This window comes from Microbacterium sp. NPDC091676, assembly GCF_044756645.1.
Classification (GTDB): Bacteria; Actinomycetota; Actinomycetes; order Actinomycetales; family Microbacteriaceae; genus Microbacterium; species Microbacterium paraoxydans_D.
The window spans coordinates 1,088,661-1,103,407 of the sequence record NZ_JBIVTI010000001.1 but is presented as its reverse complement, the minus strand read 5'-3'; the positions used below and the strand labels follow the sequence as shown (position 1 = coordinate 1,103,407).

17 protein-coding genes are annotated in these 14,747 nt (G+C 71.3%); 12 read left to right on the top strand and 5 right to left on the bottom strand.

Features of this window, described 5'->3' with window-relative positions; genetic code table 11:
* The first annotated feature begins 67 nt into the window (after window positions 1-67).
* Together glsA and ACIQID_RS05485 are read left to right on the top strand one after the other, a co-directional pair.
* The gene (gene glsA / locus ACIQID_RS05490; protein WP_331202542.1) at window positions 68-1,114 is read left to right on the top strand and encodes a glutaminase A; all 1,047 of its coding nucleotides are present in this window, start codon (window positions 68-70) and stop codon (window positions 1,112-1,114) included.
* Complete coding sequence (locus ACIQID_RS05485; protein ID WP_400282690.1) at window positions 1,111-2,736, top strand: MFS transporter; 1,626 nt, start codon at window positions 1,111-1,113, stop codon at window positions 2,734-2,736. Before glsA ends, ACIQID_RS05485 begins: the two co-directional genes overlap by 4 nt.
* A 3-nt stretch (window positions 2,737-2,739) precedes the next feature.
* Here ACIQID_RS05485 and ACIQID_RS05480 read toward each other — a convergent pair whose 3' ends face one another.
* A complete protein-coding gene (locus ACIQID_RS05480) occupies window positions 2,740-3,288 on the bottom strand; it encodes a helix-turn-helix domain-containing protein (RefSeq protein WP_136050944.1) in 549 nt (182 codons plus the stop codon).
* Between the two features lie 96 nt (window positions 3,289-3,384).
* On the opposite strand from ACIQID_RS05480, the gene ACIQID_RS05475 reads away from it, so the two are divergent.
* The 6 genes from ACIQID_RS05475 (at window position 3,385) to ACIQID_RS05450 (ending at window position 7,789) form a co-directional block, all read left to right on the top strand.
* Window positions 3,385-4,095: an AzlC family ABC transporter permease gene (locus ACIQID_RS05475; protein ID WP_400282687.1), complete on the top strand. Its 711-nt coding sequence runs from the start codon at window positions 3,385-3,387 to the stop codon at window positions 4,093-4,095.
* Entirely contained in the window at window positions 4,092-4,406 is a 315-nt protein-coding gene (locus tag ACIQID_RS05470; RefSeq protein WP_312673201.1) for an AzlD domain-containing protein, read from the top strand. The genes ACIQID_RS05475 and ACIQID_RS05470 overlap by 4 nt, the downstream gene beginning before the upstream one ends.
* A 40-nt stretch (window positions 4,407-4,446) precedes the next feature.
* On the top strand, window positions 4,447-4,857 hold the full coding sequence (locus ACIQID_RS05465; RefSeq protein ID WP_312673200.1) for a histidinol dehydrogenase: 411 nt from the start codon (window positions 4,447-4,449) through the stop codon (window positions 4,855-4,857).
* 9 nt (window positions 4,858-4,866) lie between these two features.
* On the top strand, window positions 4,867-5,187 hold the full coding sequence (fdxA, locus tag ACIQID_RS05460) for a ferredoxin (protein ID WP_017203330.1): 321 nt from the start codon (window positions 4,867-4,869) through the stop codon (window positions 5,185-5,187).
* Between the two features lie 9 nt (window positions 5,188-5,196).
* Window positions 5,197-6,309: a succinyldiaminopimelate transaminase gene (dapC, locus tag ACIQID_RS05455; protein WP_400282682.1), complete on the top strand. Its 1,113-nt coding sequence runs from the start codon at window positions 5,197-5,199 to the stop codon at window positions 6,307-6,309.
* Between the two features lie 190 nt (window positions 6,310-6,499).
* A complete protein-coding gene (locus ACIQID_RS05450) occupies window positions 6,500-7,789 on the top strand; it encodes a citrate synthase (protein ID WP_105949517.1) in 1,290 nt (429 codons plus the stop codon).
* A 79-nt stretch (window positions 7,790-7,868) separates the two neighbouring features.
* Here the strand turns inward: ACIQID_RS05450 and ACIQID_RS05445 are convergent, their stop codons facing one another.
* On the bottom strand, window positions 7,869-9,242 hold the full coding sequence (locus ACIQID_RS05445) for a DEAD/DEAH box helicase (RefSeq protein WP_400282678.1): 1,374 nt from the start codon (window positions 9,240-9,242) through the stop codon (window positions 7,869-7,871).
* A 237-nt stretch (window positions 9,243-9,479) separates the two neighbouring features.
* Entirely contained in the window at window positions 9,480-10,433 is a 954-nt protein-coding gene (dapD, locus tag ACIQID_RS05440; RefSeq protein ID WP_400282675.1) for a 2,3,4,5-tetrahydropyridine-2,6-dicarboxylate N-succinyltransferase, read from the bottom strand.
* A gap of 66 nt (window positions 10,434-10,499) precedes the next feature.
* Here dapD and dapE point away from each other — a divergent pair, with 66 nt between their 5' ends.
* From dapE to ACIQID_RS05425, 3 genes are all read left to right on the top strand, one after another.
* Window positions 10,500-11,573 carry a succinyl-diaminopimelate desuccinylase gene (gene dapE / locus ACIQID_RS05435; RefSeq protein ID WP_400282672.1) on the top strand — a complete coding sequence of 358 codons (1,074 nt, stop codon included), beginning with the start codon at window positions 10,500-10,502 and terminating at the stop codon, window positions 11,571-11,573.
* A complete protein-coding gene (locus ACIQID_RS05430) occupies window positions 11,555-12,772 on the top strand; it encodes a hypothetical protein (RefSeq protein WP_400282669.1) in 1,218 nt (405 codons plus the stop codon). Before dapE ends, ACIQID_RS05430 begins: the two co-directional genes overlap by 19 nt.
* Window positions 12,773-12,865: 93 nt before the next feature.
* A complete protein-coding gene (locus ACIQID_RS05425; RefSeq protein WP_071328210.1) occupies window positions 12,866-13,039 on the top strand; it encodes a DUF3117 domain-containing protein in 174 nt (57 codons plus the stop codon).
* An 82-nt stretch (window positions 13,040-13,121) separates the two neighbouring features.
* Here ACIQID_RS05425 and ACIQID_RS05420 read toward each other — a convergent pair whose 3' ends face one another.
* Window positions 13,122-13,760: a class I SAM-dependent methyltransferase gene (locus tag ACIQID_RS05420; RefSeq protein ID WP_312673186.1), complete on the bottom strand. Its 639-nt coding sequence runs from the start codon at window positions 13,758-13,760 to the stop codon at window positions 13,122-13,124.
* Window positions 13,761-13,850: 90 nt separating this feature from the next.
* Here ACIQID_RS05420 and ACIQID_RS05415 point away from each other — a divergent pair, with 90 nt between their 5' ends.
* The gene (locus tag ACIQID_RS05415; RefSeq protein WP_060923136.1) at window positions 13,851-14,225 is read left to right on the top strand and encodes a twin-arginine translocase TatA/TatE family subunit; all 375 of its coding nucleotides are present in this window, start codon (window positions 13,851-13,853) and stop codon (window positions 14,223-14,225) included.
* Between the two features lie 9 nt (window positions 14,226-14,234).
* Here the strand turns inward: ACIQID_RS05415 and ACIQID_RS05410 are convergent, their stop codons facing one another.
* Window positions 14,235-14,729, bottom strand: coding sequence for a YcxB family protein (locus tag ACIQID_RS05410; protein ID WP_312673184.1), 495 nt, complete (start codon window positions 14,727-14,729; stop codon window positions 14,235-14,237).
* Between the last annotated feature and the right edge of the window lie 18 nt (window positions 14,730-14,747).

Genomic DNA, 14,747 nt, shown 5'->3' with positions numbered 1-14,747 from the left:
TCACCCGACACGGACGCTACCGTGACAGGGAGACGGCTGGGGGCGTCGTGATTTCCGAGGAGGAAGTGTGCTCGACCCCACCGTCTGGCTCGACGTCCCGCAGGAGGTCTCCACGGGCACGCTTCCGGGGTGGGAGCGGGTGGACGAGCTCGTCCGCGAGGCCCACGCCCGGTACGCGGACGAGGTGTCCGGGGAGGTGGCGGACTACATCCCCGTCCTCGCCGCGGTCGATCCGGAGCTGTTCGGGCTCGCGGTGATCGAGGTGGGCGGCGGCATCCACGACGCCGGAGACGCCCTGCACGCGTTCTCCATCCAGTCGATCTCCAAGATGTTCGTCTATGCGCTGGCGATCCAGGAGCACGGCCACGAGCGGGTCCGCGAGATCGTGGGCGTGAACAACACCGGCCTCGCCTTCAACTCGGTGGTGGCGCTGGAGCTCAACGACGGACACCCGCGCAACCCGATGGTCAACGCCGGGGCGATCGCGACCACGGCGCTGATGCCCGGCGCCACGGCGGTGGAGCAATGGGAGCGTGTCCGTGAGGGGCTGTCCGCCTTCGCCGGACGACCGCTGAGCCTGGACGGCGAGGTGTACGCCTCCGAGGCGGGGTCGAACGAGCGCAATCGCGCGCTGGGCTGGTTGCTGCGCAGCTACGGACGACTGGCCGGCGATCCCGACGAGATCGTCGACGTCTACACCCGTCAATGCGCGCTCTCCGTGACCGCGCACGACCTCGCCGTCATGGGCGCCACACTCGCCGACGGCGGGGTCAACCCCGTGACAGGGGAGCGGGTGGTGTCCGCGGACGTCTGCCGTGACACGCTCGCCGTCGTCGCGGCGAGCGGATTGTACGAGCGGTCGGGGGACTGGCTGTTCGAGATCGGTCTGCCGGCGAAGTCGGGTGTCTCGGGCGGCCTCGTCGCGGTCTCCCCGGGCAAGGGCGCCGTCGCCGGGTTCTCGCCGCGGTTGGACGAGGCGGGCAACTCGATCCGGTCGCAGATGGCGATCGGTCACCTGTCGCGGTCGCTGGGGCTGAACCTCTTCGCCTCCGCGCCCGCCCGCGAGCATGCCGGTGAGGCGGGTGCCTCGCCGTCGGAAGGAGAGCGCCCATGACCCGCACCGCCCCCGCCCCCGTGAAGACGTCCTGGCTGCCGATGGTCAGCCTGTTCCTCGCACAGGTGCTCATGTCCTTCAACGTCGCGGCGCTGCCGATCTCGCTCGGCGGCATGGTGAGCGACTTCGGCGTCCCGCCCACCGTCGCGAGCACGACGATCGTGATGTACGGCCTCGCCGTCGCGGCGCTCGTGATGACCGGGGCCAAGCTCGGGCAGCGCGTCGGCTGGGTGCTGATCTTCCGCGTGGTCGTCGCCCTCTTCGCCGGATCGGCGGTGATGATGCTCCTCGCCCCCACCGTCTGGTGGGCCATCGCCGGGCAGGCCGTGGCGGGAGCGGCCGCCGCGATCATCGTCCCCTCGATCGTGGCCCTGATCGCCGAGAACTACCGGGGCCCGCAGCAGGCCACGGCGATCGGAGCGATCGGCTCGGCGCGCGCGATCTCCGGTGTCAGCGCCTTCCTCATCGGAGGGACGCTCGGGACGCTCGTCGGGTGGCGTCCGCTCTTCGTCATCGTGCTGGCGATCGCCGTCGCGGTCTTCGCCCTGAGCTTCACGCTGCGCGGCGACCGCGGCGATGCGGCGATCCGCATCGATCTCGTCGCGGCCCTCCTCATCGGCGCGGCGATCGTGCTGCTCACCCTCGGGTTCAACAACCTCAACAGCTGGGGAGCGCTCGCGGCGGCGCCCTCCGCACCGTTCTCCGTCGTCGGGCTCTCGCCGGCACCGATCTTCATCGTGCTGGGGATCATCCTGGGCCAGGGGTTCTTCCTGTGGACCCGGCGGCGGATGGCCGAGGGGAAGGTGCCGCTCATCGACCTGAGCGTGCTGGGGTCGTCCAGGGAGCGCGCCGCGGTGTACGCCATGTTCATCGTCGTGGCGCTGGAAGCCTGCGTGAACTTCACGGTGCCGCTGTACATCCAGATCGTCCAGGGGCGGACGCCGTTCGACACCGCCCTCGCGATGATGCCGTTCAACCTCACGGTGTTCGTGACGGCGACGCTCGTCGTCCGGTTCTACAAGCGCTACCCGCCGCGGACGATCGGCGTCTTCGGGTTCATCCTCACCACGGCGGCGCTGGTCTGGCTCTCGGTCGTCGTGACCAACAACTGGGAGACGGTGCCGACCATCGCCGGACTCGTCGTGTTCGGCATCGGCCAGGGAGCCCTCGTCACCCTGGTGTTCAACGTGCTCGTGACCGCGGTGCCGCCGGAGCTCGCCGGCGACGTCGGGTCGCTGCGGGGCACCACCCAGAACCTCGCCTCCGCCGTCGGGACGGCGCTCGCCGGGGCGCTGCTGGTCTCGCTGCTCGCGCTCAACGTGGGCCGTGCGGTCGTGGAGCATCCGGAACTGCCGCCGTCGCTGGTGTCGCAGGTCGACTTGAACGAGGTGAACTTCGTCAGCAACGACGATCTGCGCGCGGTGCTGGAGACCACGGACGCGACGCCGGAGCAGGTCGACGCCGCGGTCGCCGTCAACGAGGAGTCGCGGCTGCGCACGCTCAAGCTGGGCCTGCTCATCCTCGCCGCGGTGAGCGCGCTCGCGATCCTGCCCGCGTCGCGCCTGCCGAACTACCGTCCGCACGAGATCCCCGACCCGTCGCCGACAGGGCCGGGGGAGTGATGCTCAGCGCAGTTCGGAGATGAGCACGGCGCTCGTGCCGGGGAGGATCGCCTCGAAGACGTGGGCCGCGTCGCCGGCATACGTCAGATAGTCGCCGGGGTTCAGCACCACGGCATCCTCCGGTGGTCCGACCCGCGCCTGCCCGGCGATGAGGATCACGTGTTCGATCGTGCCCGCGTGGTGGGGATCGGACCGGCGAGGATCCCCGGGCTCCGCCTGGATGAGGTACACGTCCCGTCGCGCGCCAGGAGGGCTGGCAGAGAGGAGGGTGGCGCTGTAGGCGGCGGCGGAGGAGGGCACCCCGGCGAGGGCGTCGGCGCGGATGAGGGTGGGGGCGTTGGCCTGCTGGTCGACGAGCACCGCGAACGGGACGCCGAGCGCGACGCCCAGCGCCCACAGCGTCTCCACGCTGGGATTGCCGGCGCCGCTCTCGAGTTGGGAGACGGTGGCCTTGGAGATGCCGGCCCGGCGGGCGAGCTCGGAGACGGACAGGTTCGCCGCCTCGCGCTCGCGGCGGAGCGTGCGGGCGATGCGGGTGCGGAGATCCTCCATGCGTTCATCATGGCAAACGATCGTTCGCTTGACTATGAGGAGCGCCATGTTCAGAATGATGATCGTGTGTTCAGTGAAGCGAACGGGTGGCTGTCGATGACCGCTGAACGTGAGGTGTGGCGCGAGGCCCTCGGCGTCGTGCTCGCCACGAGCGCCTATGGCATCTCCTTCGGTGCGCTCGCCGTGGCAGCGGGCCTCGACGTGTGGCAGGCGTGCGTGCTCAGCCTCCTCATGTTCACCGGCGGATCCCAGTTCGCCTTCGTGGGCGTCTTCGCCGCCGGCGGCCTGGCCGCGCTGCCGTCGGCGATCGCGTCGGCCGCCCTCCTCGGTGTGCGCAACGTCGCCTACGGCATGCGCATGTCGCCGGTCGTGGGCGGGGGACCGGCGCGACGGGCCGTCGCCGCGCACTTCACCATCGACGAGTCCACCGCGGTGGCGATCGCGCAGGACGATCCGCGCCTGCGCCGGGTGGGCTTCTGGGTCACGGGGGTCGGCATCTTCCTCGGCTGGAACCTCACCACCCTCGTCGGCGCGCTGGTCGGCGACGTGCTCGGCGACCCGAAGGCCTGGGGGCTGGACGCCGCGGCGGCCGCGGCGTTCCTCGCCCTGCTGTGGCCGCGACTGCGGCGGCGGCAGGCGGTGGCCGTCGGGATCGCGGCGGCCGTGATCGCGGCCGCCCTCACCCCGTTCCTCCTGCCGGGACTCCCCGTGCTCGTCGCCGCCCTCGTCGCGATCGTCGTCGGGTGGTTCAACTGGCTGGAGACACCGCGAGCCGCAGAGGTCGGCGACGAGGAGGCCGGCGCATGAGTCTCTGGAGCGCCATCCTCCTCGCCGCCCTGATCTGCCTCGCGCTGAAGGCCGTGGGCTACCTCGTGCCGCCGAAGGTGCTCGAGGCGCCCCGGCCCGCCCGCATCTCCGACCTCCTCACCGTCGCGCTGCTCGCCGCCCTCGTCGCGGTGCAGTCCCTCGGGGACGGGCAGGCCATCACGGTGGACGCGCGCGTGCCCGCGGTGCTCGTCGCGGCCGGACTCCTCTGGCTGCGGCAGTCGTTCCTCGTGGTGGTGGCGTCGGCCGCCCTCGTCGCGGCGCTGCTGCGGCTGTTCGGTCTCGCCGCCTGAGCCGTCGTCGCGCCGGACCGGGCCCGGGTAGGATCGGGGGGTGCGCGGGAAGTGGTTGTCGAGGGTGCTGTCCTGGGTGGCCGCTGCCCTGGTGGGCGGGGTCTACGGGGTGGCCGGAACCATCGCGCACAGCGTCATGTGGGGTCCGATCCCCATCGGTCTGATCGTCGCCGCGATCGCGTGCGCCGCGATCCTCATCGCCGTGCGGGCGCTCACCCATGACCGGGGGGCCGCGGTCGCCGCCGGACTCGGGATGCTGGGCATGATCGTGCTCATCTCGGGCGTCGGTCCCGGTGGCTCCGTCGTCGTGCAGGACACCCTCGCCGGGCGCATCTGGACCTATCTCGCCGCCGGCATCGTGCTGCTCGTGATCGCGTGGCCTTCGTTCTCCCGGCAGCCGGTCCGCTCGTCTGCGCCGTCCTCGGAGGAACCCGAGGTCCACGGGTCGTAGACTGAGGGGGTGACGTATGTGATCGCCCTCCCGTGCGTCGATGTCAAGGATCGCGCCTGCATCGACGAGTGCCCCGTTGACTGCATCTACGAGGGCGAACGGTCGCTCTACATCCACCCCGACGAGTGCGTGGACTGCGGAGCGTGCGAGCCGGTGTGCCCCGTCGAGGCGATCTACTACGAGGACGATCTGCCCGACGAGTGGCAGGACTACTACAAGGCCAACGTCGAGTTCTTCGACGAGATCGGCTCGCCGGGCGGCGCCGCGAAGGTCGGCGTCTACCCGTTCGACCACCCGATCATCGCCGCGCTCCCGCCGCAGGGCGAGTAGGCCCGCTCCGTGAGCGTCCGCGACCTCGCCGACTACCCGTGGGACGCCGTCGTCCCGTATCGTGAGCGCGCCGCCCGGCACCCGGGCGGTCTCGTCGACCTCTCCGTCGGCTCGCCGGTCGATCCCACGCCGGAGATCATCCGTCAGGCCCTCGCCGAGGCGACCGACGCCCACGCCTATCCGCAGACCGTCGGCACTCCCGCGCTCCGGGAGGCGATCGTCGACTGGTACGCCCGCCGCCGCGGCGTCCCGGACCTCCGGGTCGACAACGTGCTGCCGACGATCGGCTCCAAGGAGCTCGTCGCGCTCCTGCCCACGCTGCTGGGGCTCGGCGCCGGAGACATCGTGGTCCACCCCCGCGTCGCCTACCCGACGTACGACGTCGGCGCGCGGGTCGCGGGAGCGACACCCGTCGCGGCCGACGATCCGGCGGAATGGCCGGAGGGTGCGCGGCTCATCTGGATCAACACCCCGGGCAACCCGGACGGTCGCACGTGGACCGTCGACGAGCTCTCCGCGGCCGTGCAGCGGGCGCGTGAGCTGGGAGCCGTGCTGGCGAGCGACGAGTGCTACGCCGAACTGGGATGGGACGGTCCGTGGGCCGAGGAGCCCATCCCGTCGGTGCTCGACCCCCGGGTGACCGGCGGCACGCGGGCGAACCTCCTCAGCGTCTACTCCCTGAGCAAGCAGTCCAACCTCGCCGGCTACCGGGCGGCCTTCGTCGCCGGATGCGCCCGCGTGGTCGGCGAGCTCCTCACCGCGCGCAAGCACCTCGGCCTCATGCCGCCCGCGCCGGTCCAGCGGGCGATGGCCGTCGCCCTCGGTGACGAGGCTCACGTGGCGGCGCAGAAGGAGCTCTACCGCGAGCGCCGGGCGCTGCTGCTGCCCGCCGTCGAGGACGCCGGCTTCCGCATCGACGGCTCGCAGGCGGGGCTGTACCTCTGGGCGACCGAGGGACGCGACGCCTGGGAGTCGATGGCGCGTCTCGCCGATCTCGGGATCCTCGCCGGGCCCGGGCACTTCTACGGAGCCTCGTCGCCCGAGCATGTGCGGTTGTCGCTCACGGCGCCGACCGACCGCGTCGCCGAGGCGGCTCGGCGCCTGCGCGGAGCGGTTCTGTAGGAACCCTCCCTGTTGCGACGATCCCTTTGGCGGTTGTCACAGTAGGCCTGCGCGACGACTAGGCTGTAAAGGCGATTCGGTCGGCACCCGGCCAGGCGCTCGGCGCCCGAGAGATCGCCAGTTCCGGCTTGATCAAGAACTTGCTGACGCCCGCGACGCCGGGGCGATCAGACAGAAGGAGGAGGTCCGCGTGAGCGCTGCGGCAGACCAGACGGCGAAGCTGACGATCGGCGAGACCACCGCCGAATTCCCCCTGGTGCGCGGTACCGCGGGCCACGACAGCATCGACTTCTCGACGCTGACCCGTCAGACCGGCTACACCGGCCTCGACTACGGCTTCGTCAACACCGCCTCCACCAAGTCGGACATCACGTTCATCGACGGCGACAAGGGCATCCTGCGCTACCGCGGCTACCCGATCGAGCAGCTCGCCGGCAGCACCAGCTACCTCGAGGTCGCCTGGCTGCTCATCTACGGCGAGCTGCCGTCCGCCGGCGAGCTGGCGGAGTTCGATGAGAAGATCCGCCGCCACACGCTGCTGCACGAAGACCTCAAGCGCTTCTTCTCGGCGCTGCCGCACACCGCGCACCCCATGTCGGTGCTGTCCTCCGCCGTCGCGGCCCTGTCGACGTACTACGAGGGCCAGACCGACCCGCACAACCCCGAGCACGTCGAGCTGAACACCATCCGCATGCTCGCCAAGCTGCCGGTCATCGCCGCCTACGCGCACAAGAAGAGCGTCGGTCAGGCGTTCCTCTACCCGGACAACTCGCTCGGCTTCGTGGAGAACTTCCTGAAGCTGAACTTCGGCGTGAACTCCGAGCCGTACGAGATCAACCCGACCATGGTGAAGGCCCTCGAGCTGCTGCTGATCCTGCACGAGGACCACGAGCAGAACGCCTCGACCTCCACCGTCCGTCTCGTCGGCTCGACGGGGGCCAACCAGTTCGCCTCCGTCTCGGCCGGCATCCAGGCCCTCTCCGGGCCCCTGCACGGCGGTGCGAACGAGGCCGTCCTCACGATGCTCGGCCAGATCCGCGACTCGGGTCAGAGTGTCTCCCGGTTCGTCGAGCGGGTGAAGAACAAGGAAGAGGGCGTGAAGCTGATGGGCTTCGGGCACCGGGTCTACAAGAACTACGACCCACGCGCCAAGCTCGTCAAGGAGGCCGCGGACGAGGTGCTGAGCTCGCTCGGCGTCACCGACCCGCTCCTGGACCTCGCGAAGGAGCTCGAGGAGATCGCCCTCGCGGACGACTACTTCCGTGAGCGGCGCCTGTATCCGAACGTCGATTTCTACACGGGCGTGATCTACAAGGCGATGGGCTTCCCCACGCGCATGTTCACGGTCCTGTTCGCGATCGGCCGCCTTCCCGGCTGGCTCGCGCAGTGGCGCGAGCTGCAGCTCGACCCGCAGACGAAGATCGGCCGCCCGCAGCAGCTCTACACCGGGTCGCCGGAGCGCGCGTTCCCGACGCGCTGAGCGCTGCGCCGCAGACGCCGAAGGCCCCCTCGCACCGGAGTGCGAGGGGGCCTTCGCCATCGTGGGGCGTGAGCCGGGATCAGCGTCCCTGCGCGCCGCGCGTGCCCTGACGGCCCTGGCCGCCCTGACGCTGCGCGCCCGGCGCGCCGCCCTGACCCGCGGAGCGCGGGCGACGACGACGGCGGGACGGCGGGGTGGTCGCTGTGCTCTTCTCGCCGCCCGCCGGCCGCTGCTTCGCGGAGCGCTGCTGCTGCTGCGGCTGCGGGGGAGCGGGGCGCACGTGCGGAGCGCGCTCGGGGACGAGCTCGGTCACGGCGTCGGCGGTGAGGTTCTCCAGCGGTGCCGTGATCGCGGCCTTGCGCAGGAGATCCTTCACGTCGCGGCGCTGCTCGGGCAGGACCACGGTGACGACCGTGCCTGCCGCCCCGGCCCGCGCCGTGCGGCCCGAGCGGTGCAGGTAGGCCTTGTGCTCGACGGGCGGGTCGACGTGGACGACGAGGTCGACGTTGTCGACGTGCACACCGCGGGCCGCGACATCGGTCGCGACGAGGACGCGGACGCCCCCGTCGGCCGGGTCGGTGGAGAAGGCGCCGAGGTTGCGCTCGCGTGCGTTCTGGGAGAGGTTGCCGTGCAGGTCGACGGCGGGGATCCCGGCGGCGGTGAGCTGCTTGGCGAGCTTCTTCGCCTGGTGCTTGGTGCGCGTGAAGAGGATGCGACGACCGGTGCCCGAGGCGAGGTCGCGCACCAGCACGGTCTTGTTCTCGGGAGAGTCGACGACGAGCACCCGGTGGGTCATCTCGCCGACGGGCACGCTCGCCTCGTCGACCTCGTGGCTGACGGCGTTCGTGAGGAACCGGCGGGCGAGGGTGTCGATGCCGCGGTCCAGCGTGGCGCTGAAGAGCAGGCGCTGACCGTCGGCGGGCGTCGCCGAGAGGATGCGGGTGACGCCGGGGAGGAAGCCGAGGTCGGCCATGTGGTCGGCCTCGTCGAGCACGGTGACCTCGATGGCGCTGAGGCGCACGACCTGCTGCTTCATGAGGTCTTCCAGGCGGCCGGGGCAGGCGACGACGATGTCGACGCCGCCCTGCAGCGCCTGCTCCTGCGGACGCTGGCTGACGCCGCCGAACACGGTGGTGACCCGAAGGCCGACGGCCTCGGCGAGCGGGGCGACGGTCGCGGCGATCTGGGTGGCCAGCTCGCGGGTGGGGGCGAGCACGAGGCCGCGGGGCAGGCCGGACCGGCGCTTGTGGCCGGAGGCCGCCAGACGGGCGACGAGCGGGAGCGCGAAGGCGATGGTCTTGCCGCTGCCCGTCCGTCCGCGACCGAGGAGGTCGCGGCCGGCGAGCGAGTCGGGCAGGGTGTCACGCTGGATCGCGAACGCCTCGGTCTTTCCGGAGGCGGCGAGAACGGTGGCGAGCTCGGCGGGAACGCCGAGATCGAGGAAGGAAGGCATGCAGAGAACTCCGTCAGCGCACGAGAACGGCGCGGGATAGTGGGGTGAGGTGGGCGAAGACGCAGCGAGTGCGCGTCCGTTCGCCGTGCGAATGGCCAGTTCGGGCTGGAGAGGGGAGCGCGGGCGCTCGCTTCGGTCCTCGGAGACCCCTAGACGACGACGATGCTGACCGGCCGGCGGCGCGGGCAACGGAACCAGTCTACCAGCGGAGACCGGTCGAAGGCTGCAGGTGGGCTGTCAGGCGTGGAGCGCCTCGTTGAGCGTGACGCCGACGCCGGCCCGACGGACGGCCTCGACGGCACCCGTGAGCGAGTTGCGACGGAAGAGCAGGCCGTCCTGACCCGAGAGGTCGGCGCCCTTGACGGTCTTGCGGCCGCCATCGGCCGTCGCAGGACCGTCGGCGAGCACGATCTTCGTCCCGGCGGTGACGTAGAGCCCGGCCTCCACGACGCAGTCGTCGCCGAGGGAGATGCCGATGCCGGCGTTCGCGCCCAGAAGCGTGCGGGCGCCGATCGACACGCGATGCGACCCGCCGCCGGAGAGCGTGCCCATGATCGAGGCGCCGCCGCCGATGTCGCTGCCGTCGCCGACCACGACGCCCTGCGAGATGCGCCCCTCGACCATCGAGGCGCCGAGGGTGCCGGCGTTGAAGTTGACGAAGCCCTCGTGCATGACCGTGGTGCCGGGGGAGAGGTGGGCGCCGAGCCTCACGCGCGAGGCGTCGGCGATGCGCACCCCGGCGGGCTGCACGTAGTCGGTGAGACGAGGGAACTTGTCCAGGCCCTGGATCTGGATCCCGGCGCGCTGGAGCTGCGGACGCAGACGCACGGCATCGGCGGGGAGCAGCGGGCCGGCATTGGTCCAGGCGACGTTCGGCAGGTGACCGAAGATGCCGTCGAGGTTGAGGGCGTTCGGCCGCACGAGCAGGTGCGACAGCGCGTGCAGGCGCAGATAGGCGTCCGCGGTGGAGGTCGGGGCCGCGTTAAGGTCGATCGTGAGCTCGACCACCGCGAGGGTGACGTCGCGGCGCTCGTCCTGACCGGTCTGTGCGTCGAGCGCGGTGCGCGCGGCGGCGACCTCGGTCTCGGACGGCGCGGACGAGCGGACCTCCGGGTACCACGCGTCGAGGACCGTGCCGTCGCTCGCGGTGGTCGTCAGGCCGAGTCCCCAGACAGATCGTGCGTCGCTCATGCCTCCACGGTATCGCGCCGACGACGGTGTCCCGTCCCGCATGACGGGCATCAGTAGGCTGGGGGCATGGTGCTCGATCTGACCGCGTCCTCCGCCGACATCACCCGCGCGATCTGCGACGTCCCGAGTGTCTCCGGCGACGAGAGGACACTCGCCGACCTGATCGAGGAGGCGGTGTCCGGTCTGCCGCACCTGGAGGTCATCCGACACGGCAACACGGTCGTCGCCCGCACGGATCTCGGTCGGGCGCAGCGCGTCGCGATCGCCGGGCACATCGACACCGTGCCCCTCAACGACAACCTGCCCACGCGCGACATCGAGATCGACGGCGTGCCGCATCTGTGGGGAAGGGGCACCGTCGACATGAAGGCCGGGGTCGCGGTGCAGCTCAAGCTGGCCGCCGAGCTCACCGACCCCGCGATCGACGTGACCTGGATGTGGTACGACAACGAGGAGGTCGCGGCGTCCTTGAACGGCCTCGGGCTTCTCGCCGCGGCACGGCCCGACCTCTTCCAGGCCGACTTCGCCATCCTCGGAGAGCCGTCGAACGGTCAGGTCGAAGGCGGATGCAACGGCACGCTGCGGGCGATCGTGCGGACCACGGGCGTCCGCGCGCACAGTGCCAGGGCCTGGATCGGCGAGAACGCGATCCATCGCGCGGCCCCCATCCTCACCCGGCTGTCCGAGTACCGGGCGCGCGAGGTGATGGTCGAGGGCCTGCTCTACCGGGAGGGGCTCAGCGCGGTCCGCATCGCGGGAGGGGTCGCCGGCAACGTCATCCCGGACGCCTGCGAGGTCGAGGTCAACTACCGCTTCGCGCCGAACAAGTCCGCGGCCGACGCCGAGGCCCACGTCCGGGCAGTCCTCGCCGGATTCGACGTCGAGATCACGGACGCCGCCGAGGGTGCGCGCCCCGGGCTGGACGCCGACATCGCCCGTCGCTTCGTCGCGGCGGTCGGCGCGGAACCGCAGCCGAAGTACGGGTGGACCGACGTGGCCCGCTTCTCGGCACTCGGCATCCCGGCCGTGAACTACGGGCCCGGCGACCCGCACCTCGCCCATCACGACGAGGAGCGCGTGCCGCTCGCCCAGATCGACGCCGTCGAGCGGGGTCTGCGCGCATGGCTCACGTCGCACTGACGCTCGCACGGCGCTGGGCGCGGATGCCGCCGGCTCTGCGCATCGGCATCGTCTACGTCCTCGCACGGGTCGTGACGACCGGATTCCTCATCGCCGCGGCCTCCCTGTCCACGGTGTTCTCGCGCTTCGGCGGCGACGCCGGGCTCGTGGACTTCGTCCTCGGGTGGGATGCGCAGTGGTACTGGCAGGTGGCGGTGCACGGCTATCCCACCGACCTCCCGCTGACCGACGACGGGCAGGTGGCCGAGAACGCCTGGGCGTTCATGCCCGTGTTCGCGTACGCCGCCAAGGCGCTGGGCTTCGTGTTCGGCTCCTGGGGCGCCGGGGCCCTCGTGCTCTCGCTCGGAGCCGGCTACCTGGCCTGTCTCGCGCTGCATCGTCTGCTCCGCGACCGCATCGGGAACGGCGCGGCACTGTGGGCCGTGGTCTTCTTCGCCTCCGGACCGCTGGCCGCCCTGTTCCAGGTGGGATACGCGGAGACGCTCTTCCTGCTGCTGCTCTTCCTCGCTCTGGACGCGACGATCCGCCGGAACTACGTCTGGCTGTACGTGCTCATCCCGGTGCTGGGGTTCACCCGTCCCGGCGTGCTCGCCTTCGCCCTGTACCTCGGCCTGCACGGCATCCTCCGCTGGAGGCATCGCCGCACCGATCCGCTGGGCGCCAGGGAGGTCGTGCACATCGTCGCCCTCGGCGCGCTCGCGACGGCCACCGGGTTCGCCTGGCAGCTCATCGCCGGTGTCGTGACCGGCGATCCCGGCGCCTACCTCGCCACCGAGCTCGCCTGGCGACGACACTGGATCGCCGGGGGCGTCGACGGCTTCGTGCCCTTCGAGGGCTGGGTGCAGGCATCGCAGTTCTGGTTCGGACTGTGGGGGGTGCCGCCGGGCTGGGGTCCGGTCGCCCTCATCGTGCTCGTGGTCGCGGCGGCCGCCGCGCTGCTGCTGTCCCCGCAGGTGCGGGCGCTCGGCCCCGACCTGCGTCTCTGGAGCGCGAGCTACCTGCTCTACCTGCTCGCGGTGTTCTTCCCGCAGTCGAGCACGTTCCGCCTGCTGCTGCCACTCAGCCCCGCGTGGGGAGCGGTCGCTGTGCCCCGCTCACGAGCGTGGCGGCTGGGGGCGCTGGCACTGTGCCTGGCCGGCCAGTGGGTCTGGATCTATCACGTCTACGCCCTCGGCAGCACGTTCTGGCAGGTGCCCTGACGACGCGGCGGACCGGATTGTGTCCCCGTGACGTCCACGGCGCGGTCGCACCCGATAAACTCGTCCCATACCACCGGAGGAAAGGGAGCCACGATGGCAGCGATGAAGCCGAGGACCGGAGACGGACCCATGGAGGCCGTGAAAGAGGGACGACTCATCATCGTGCGTGTTCCGCTCGAAGGAGGAGGCCGCCTGGTCGTCTCCGTGAACGACGCCGAGGCCAAGGAGCTTCACGACGTGCTCGGTGCCGTCGTGGCCCCGGCCTGATCGGACCTGGTCCGCTGCAACGCGACCGAAGAGGGCGAGGGATCCGCGGATCCCTCGCCCTCTTCGCGTCGGCGGCCCGGGATCAGGAGCGGTCGTCGAGGCGGATCAGCTGCAGCAGACCCTCGCCGGCGGGTGAGACGGTCGCCAGCACGGCGGACGACTCCTGCGTCTCCTGCACCAGCGATCGATAGGCGGAGGTGATGTCGTCGCGCTGCACAGGGTCGGCCACGCGGCCCCCGGCGAGGATGCGGGGCACGAGCACCAGGCCGCCGGTGCGGGCGAGACGGAGTCCGTGCGAGACGTACTCGATGACGTTCTCGGGGTCGGCGTCCACGAGGACGATGTCGTACGACGCCTCGTTCATGCGGGGGAGCACATCGATCGCGCGTCCGGCGATGAACCGCGCACGGGTGGCGGGCACCTTCGCGTCCGCGAACGCCTGGCGGGCGGCGGCGAGGTGCTCGGGCTCGTTGTCGATCGAGGTCAGCACCGCGTTCGGGGCCCCGCGCAGCAGCCAGAGTCCGGAGACGCCGGCGCCGGTTCCGATCTCGACGATGGAGCGGGCCGTCCCGGCGGCGGCGAGCACGGCGATCTGCGAGCCGACGACCGTGCTGATCGGGGCCGCCCCCAGCTCCACGGCGTGGGCGCGAGCGCGGGCGATGGTCTCCGGCTCGACGATGGACTCGCGAAGGAAGCGCGCGTTGGCGTCGTGCTCGCTCATGACCTGCCTCTCCCTGCGTGCATGGCTGATGTGTCCAGGGTATTCGCTCAGCGCGCGCAGAGCCCGCAGGCGCGGCGGTAGCCTGGTCACATGACGTTCGGCCTCACCTTCGAGAAGCTGCTGCTCATCGGCCTGATCGCGGTGCTGATCATCGGCCCCGAGCGTCTGCCGCGTGCCGCGGAGGCCTTCGCGAGCATCGTGCGCAAGGCCGGCGAGTACATCCGCGACACGAAGTCCCGCGTCCGCGAGGAGATGGGGCCGGAACTCGACGACGTGGACTGGCGCAAGCTCGACCCGCGGCAGTACGACCCCCGGCGCATCATCCGCGACGCGCTCCTGGAGGAGCCGGAGCCCGCGACCCCCGCGCAGGCGACGGCGACGATCGCGGAGCCGGTGGCCCCTCGTACCGCGCCGCCGACCTTCAGCGCGGAGAACCGTCCGCCGTTCGACACCGAGGCGACCTGAGTCGTCCGTTCAGGAGATCCGGGCCCGCAACGTCGCCAGCTCCTCGTCGCTGAACAGCGAGCGCGGGATGGCGGTGGCGACCGAGGCGTCGCGTACCTTGAAGATCACGGCGTCCCTGCCGACGCGGAGGCTCTGGAAGGTGCCGTACGGGATCTCGGACCGGCGCCGATCGCTTCCCAGCTGCAGCCGATCGTCCTCGAGAGCGACCCAGACGACGCTCTCCACCGGCATCGCGGCGCGGACGGCCCTGCGCGCGCTCGAGGTGGTCAGGAGCACCGCGTACGCGCCCAGCCCCACCGTGACGGCAGGCATCCAGGCGACGAGCGCGCTCACCTCCGCACCCGTGGAGAGGAGGTCGTTGAGCGTGAAGACGGAGAGGACGAGTCCCGCGGCCAGGGCGACCCACATCACGATCGCGACGGGGCGGGTCAGCGCATAGACGGCGGCGTCGCGTGCCATCCTCCGCTGCAGTCCTTCATCCACGGTCACGGAGCGGTGCGGCATCCGTCCATCCTCCCACGC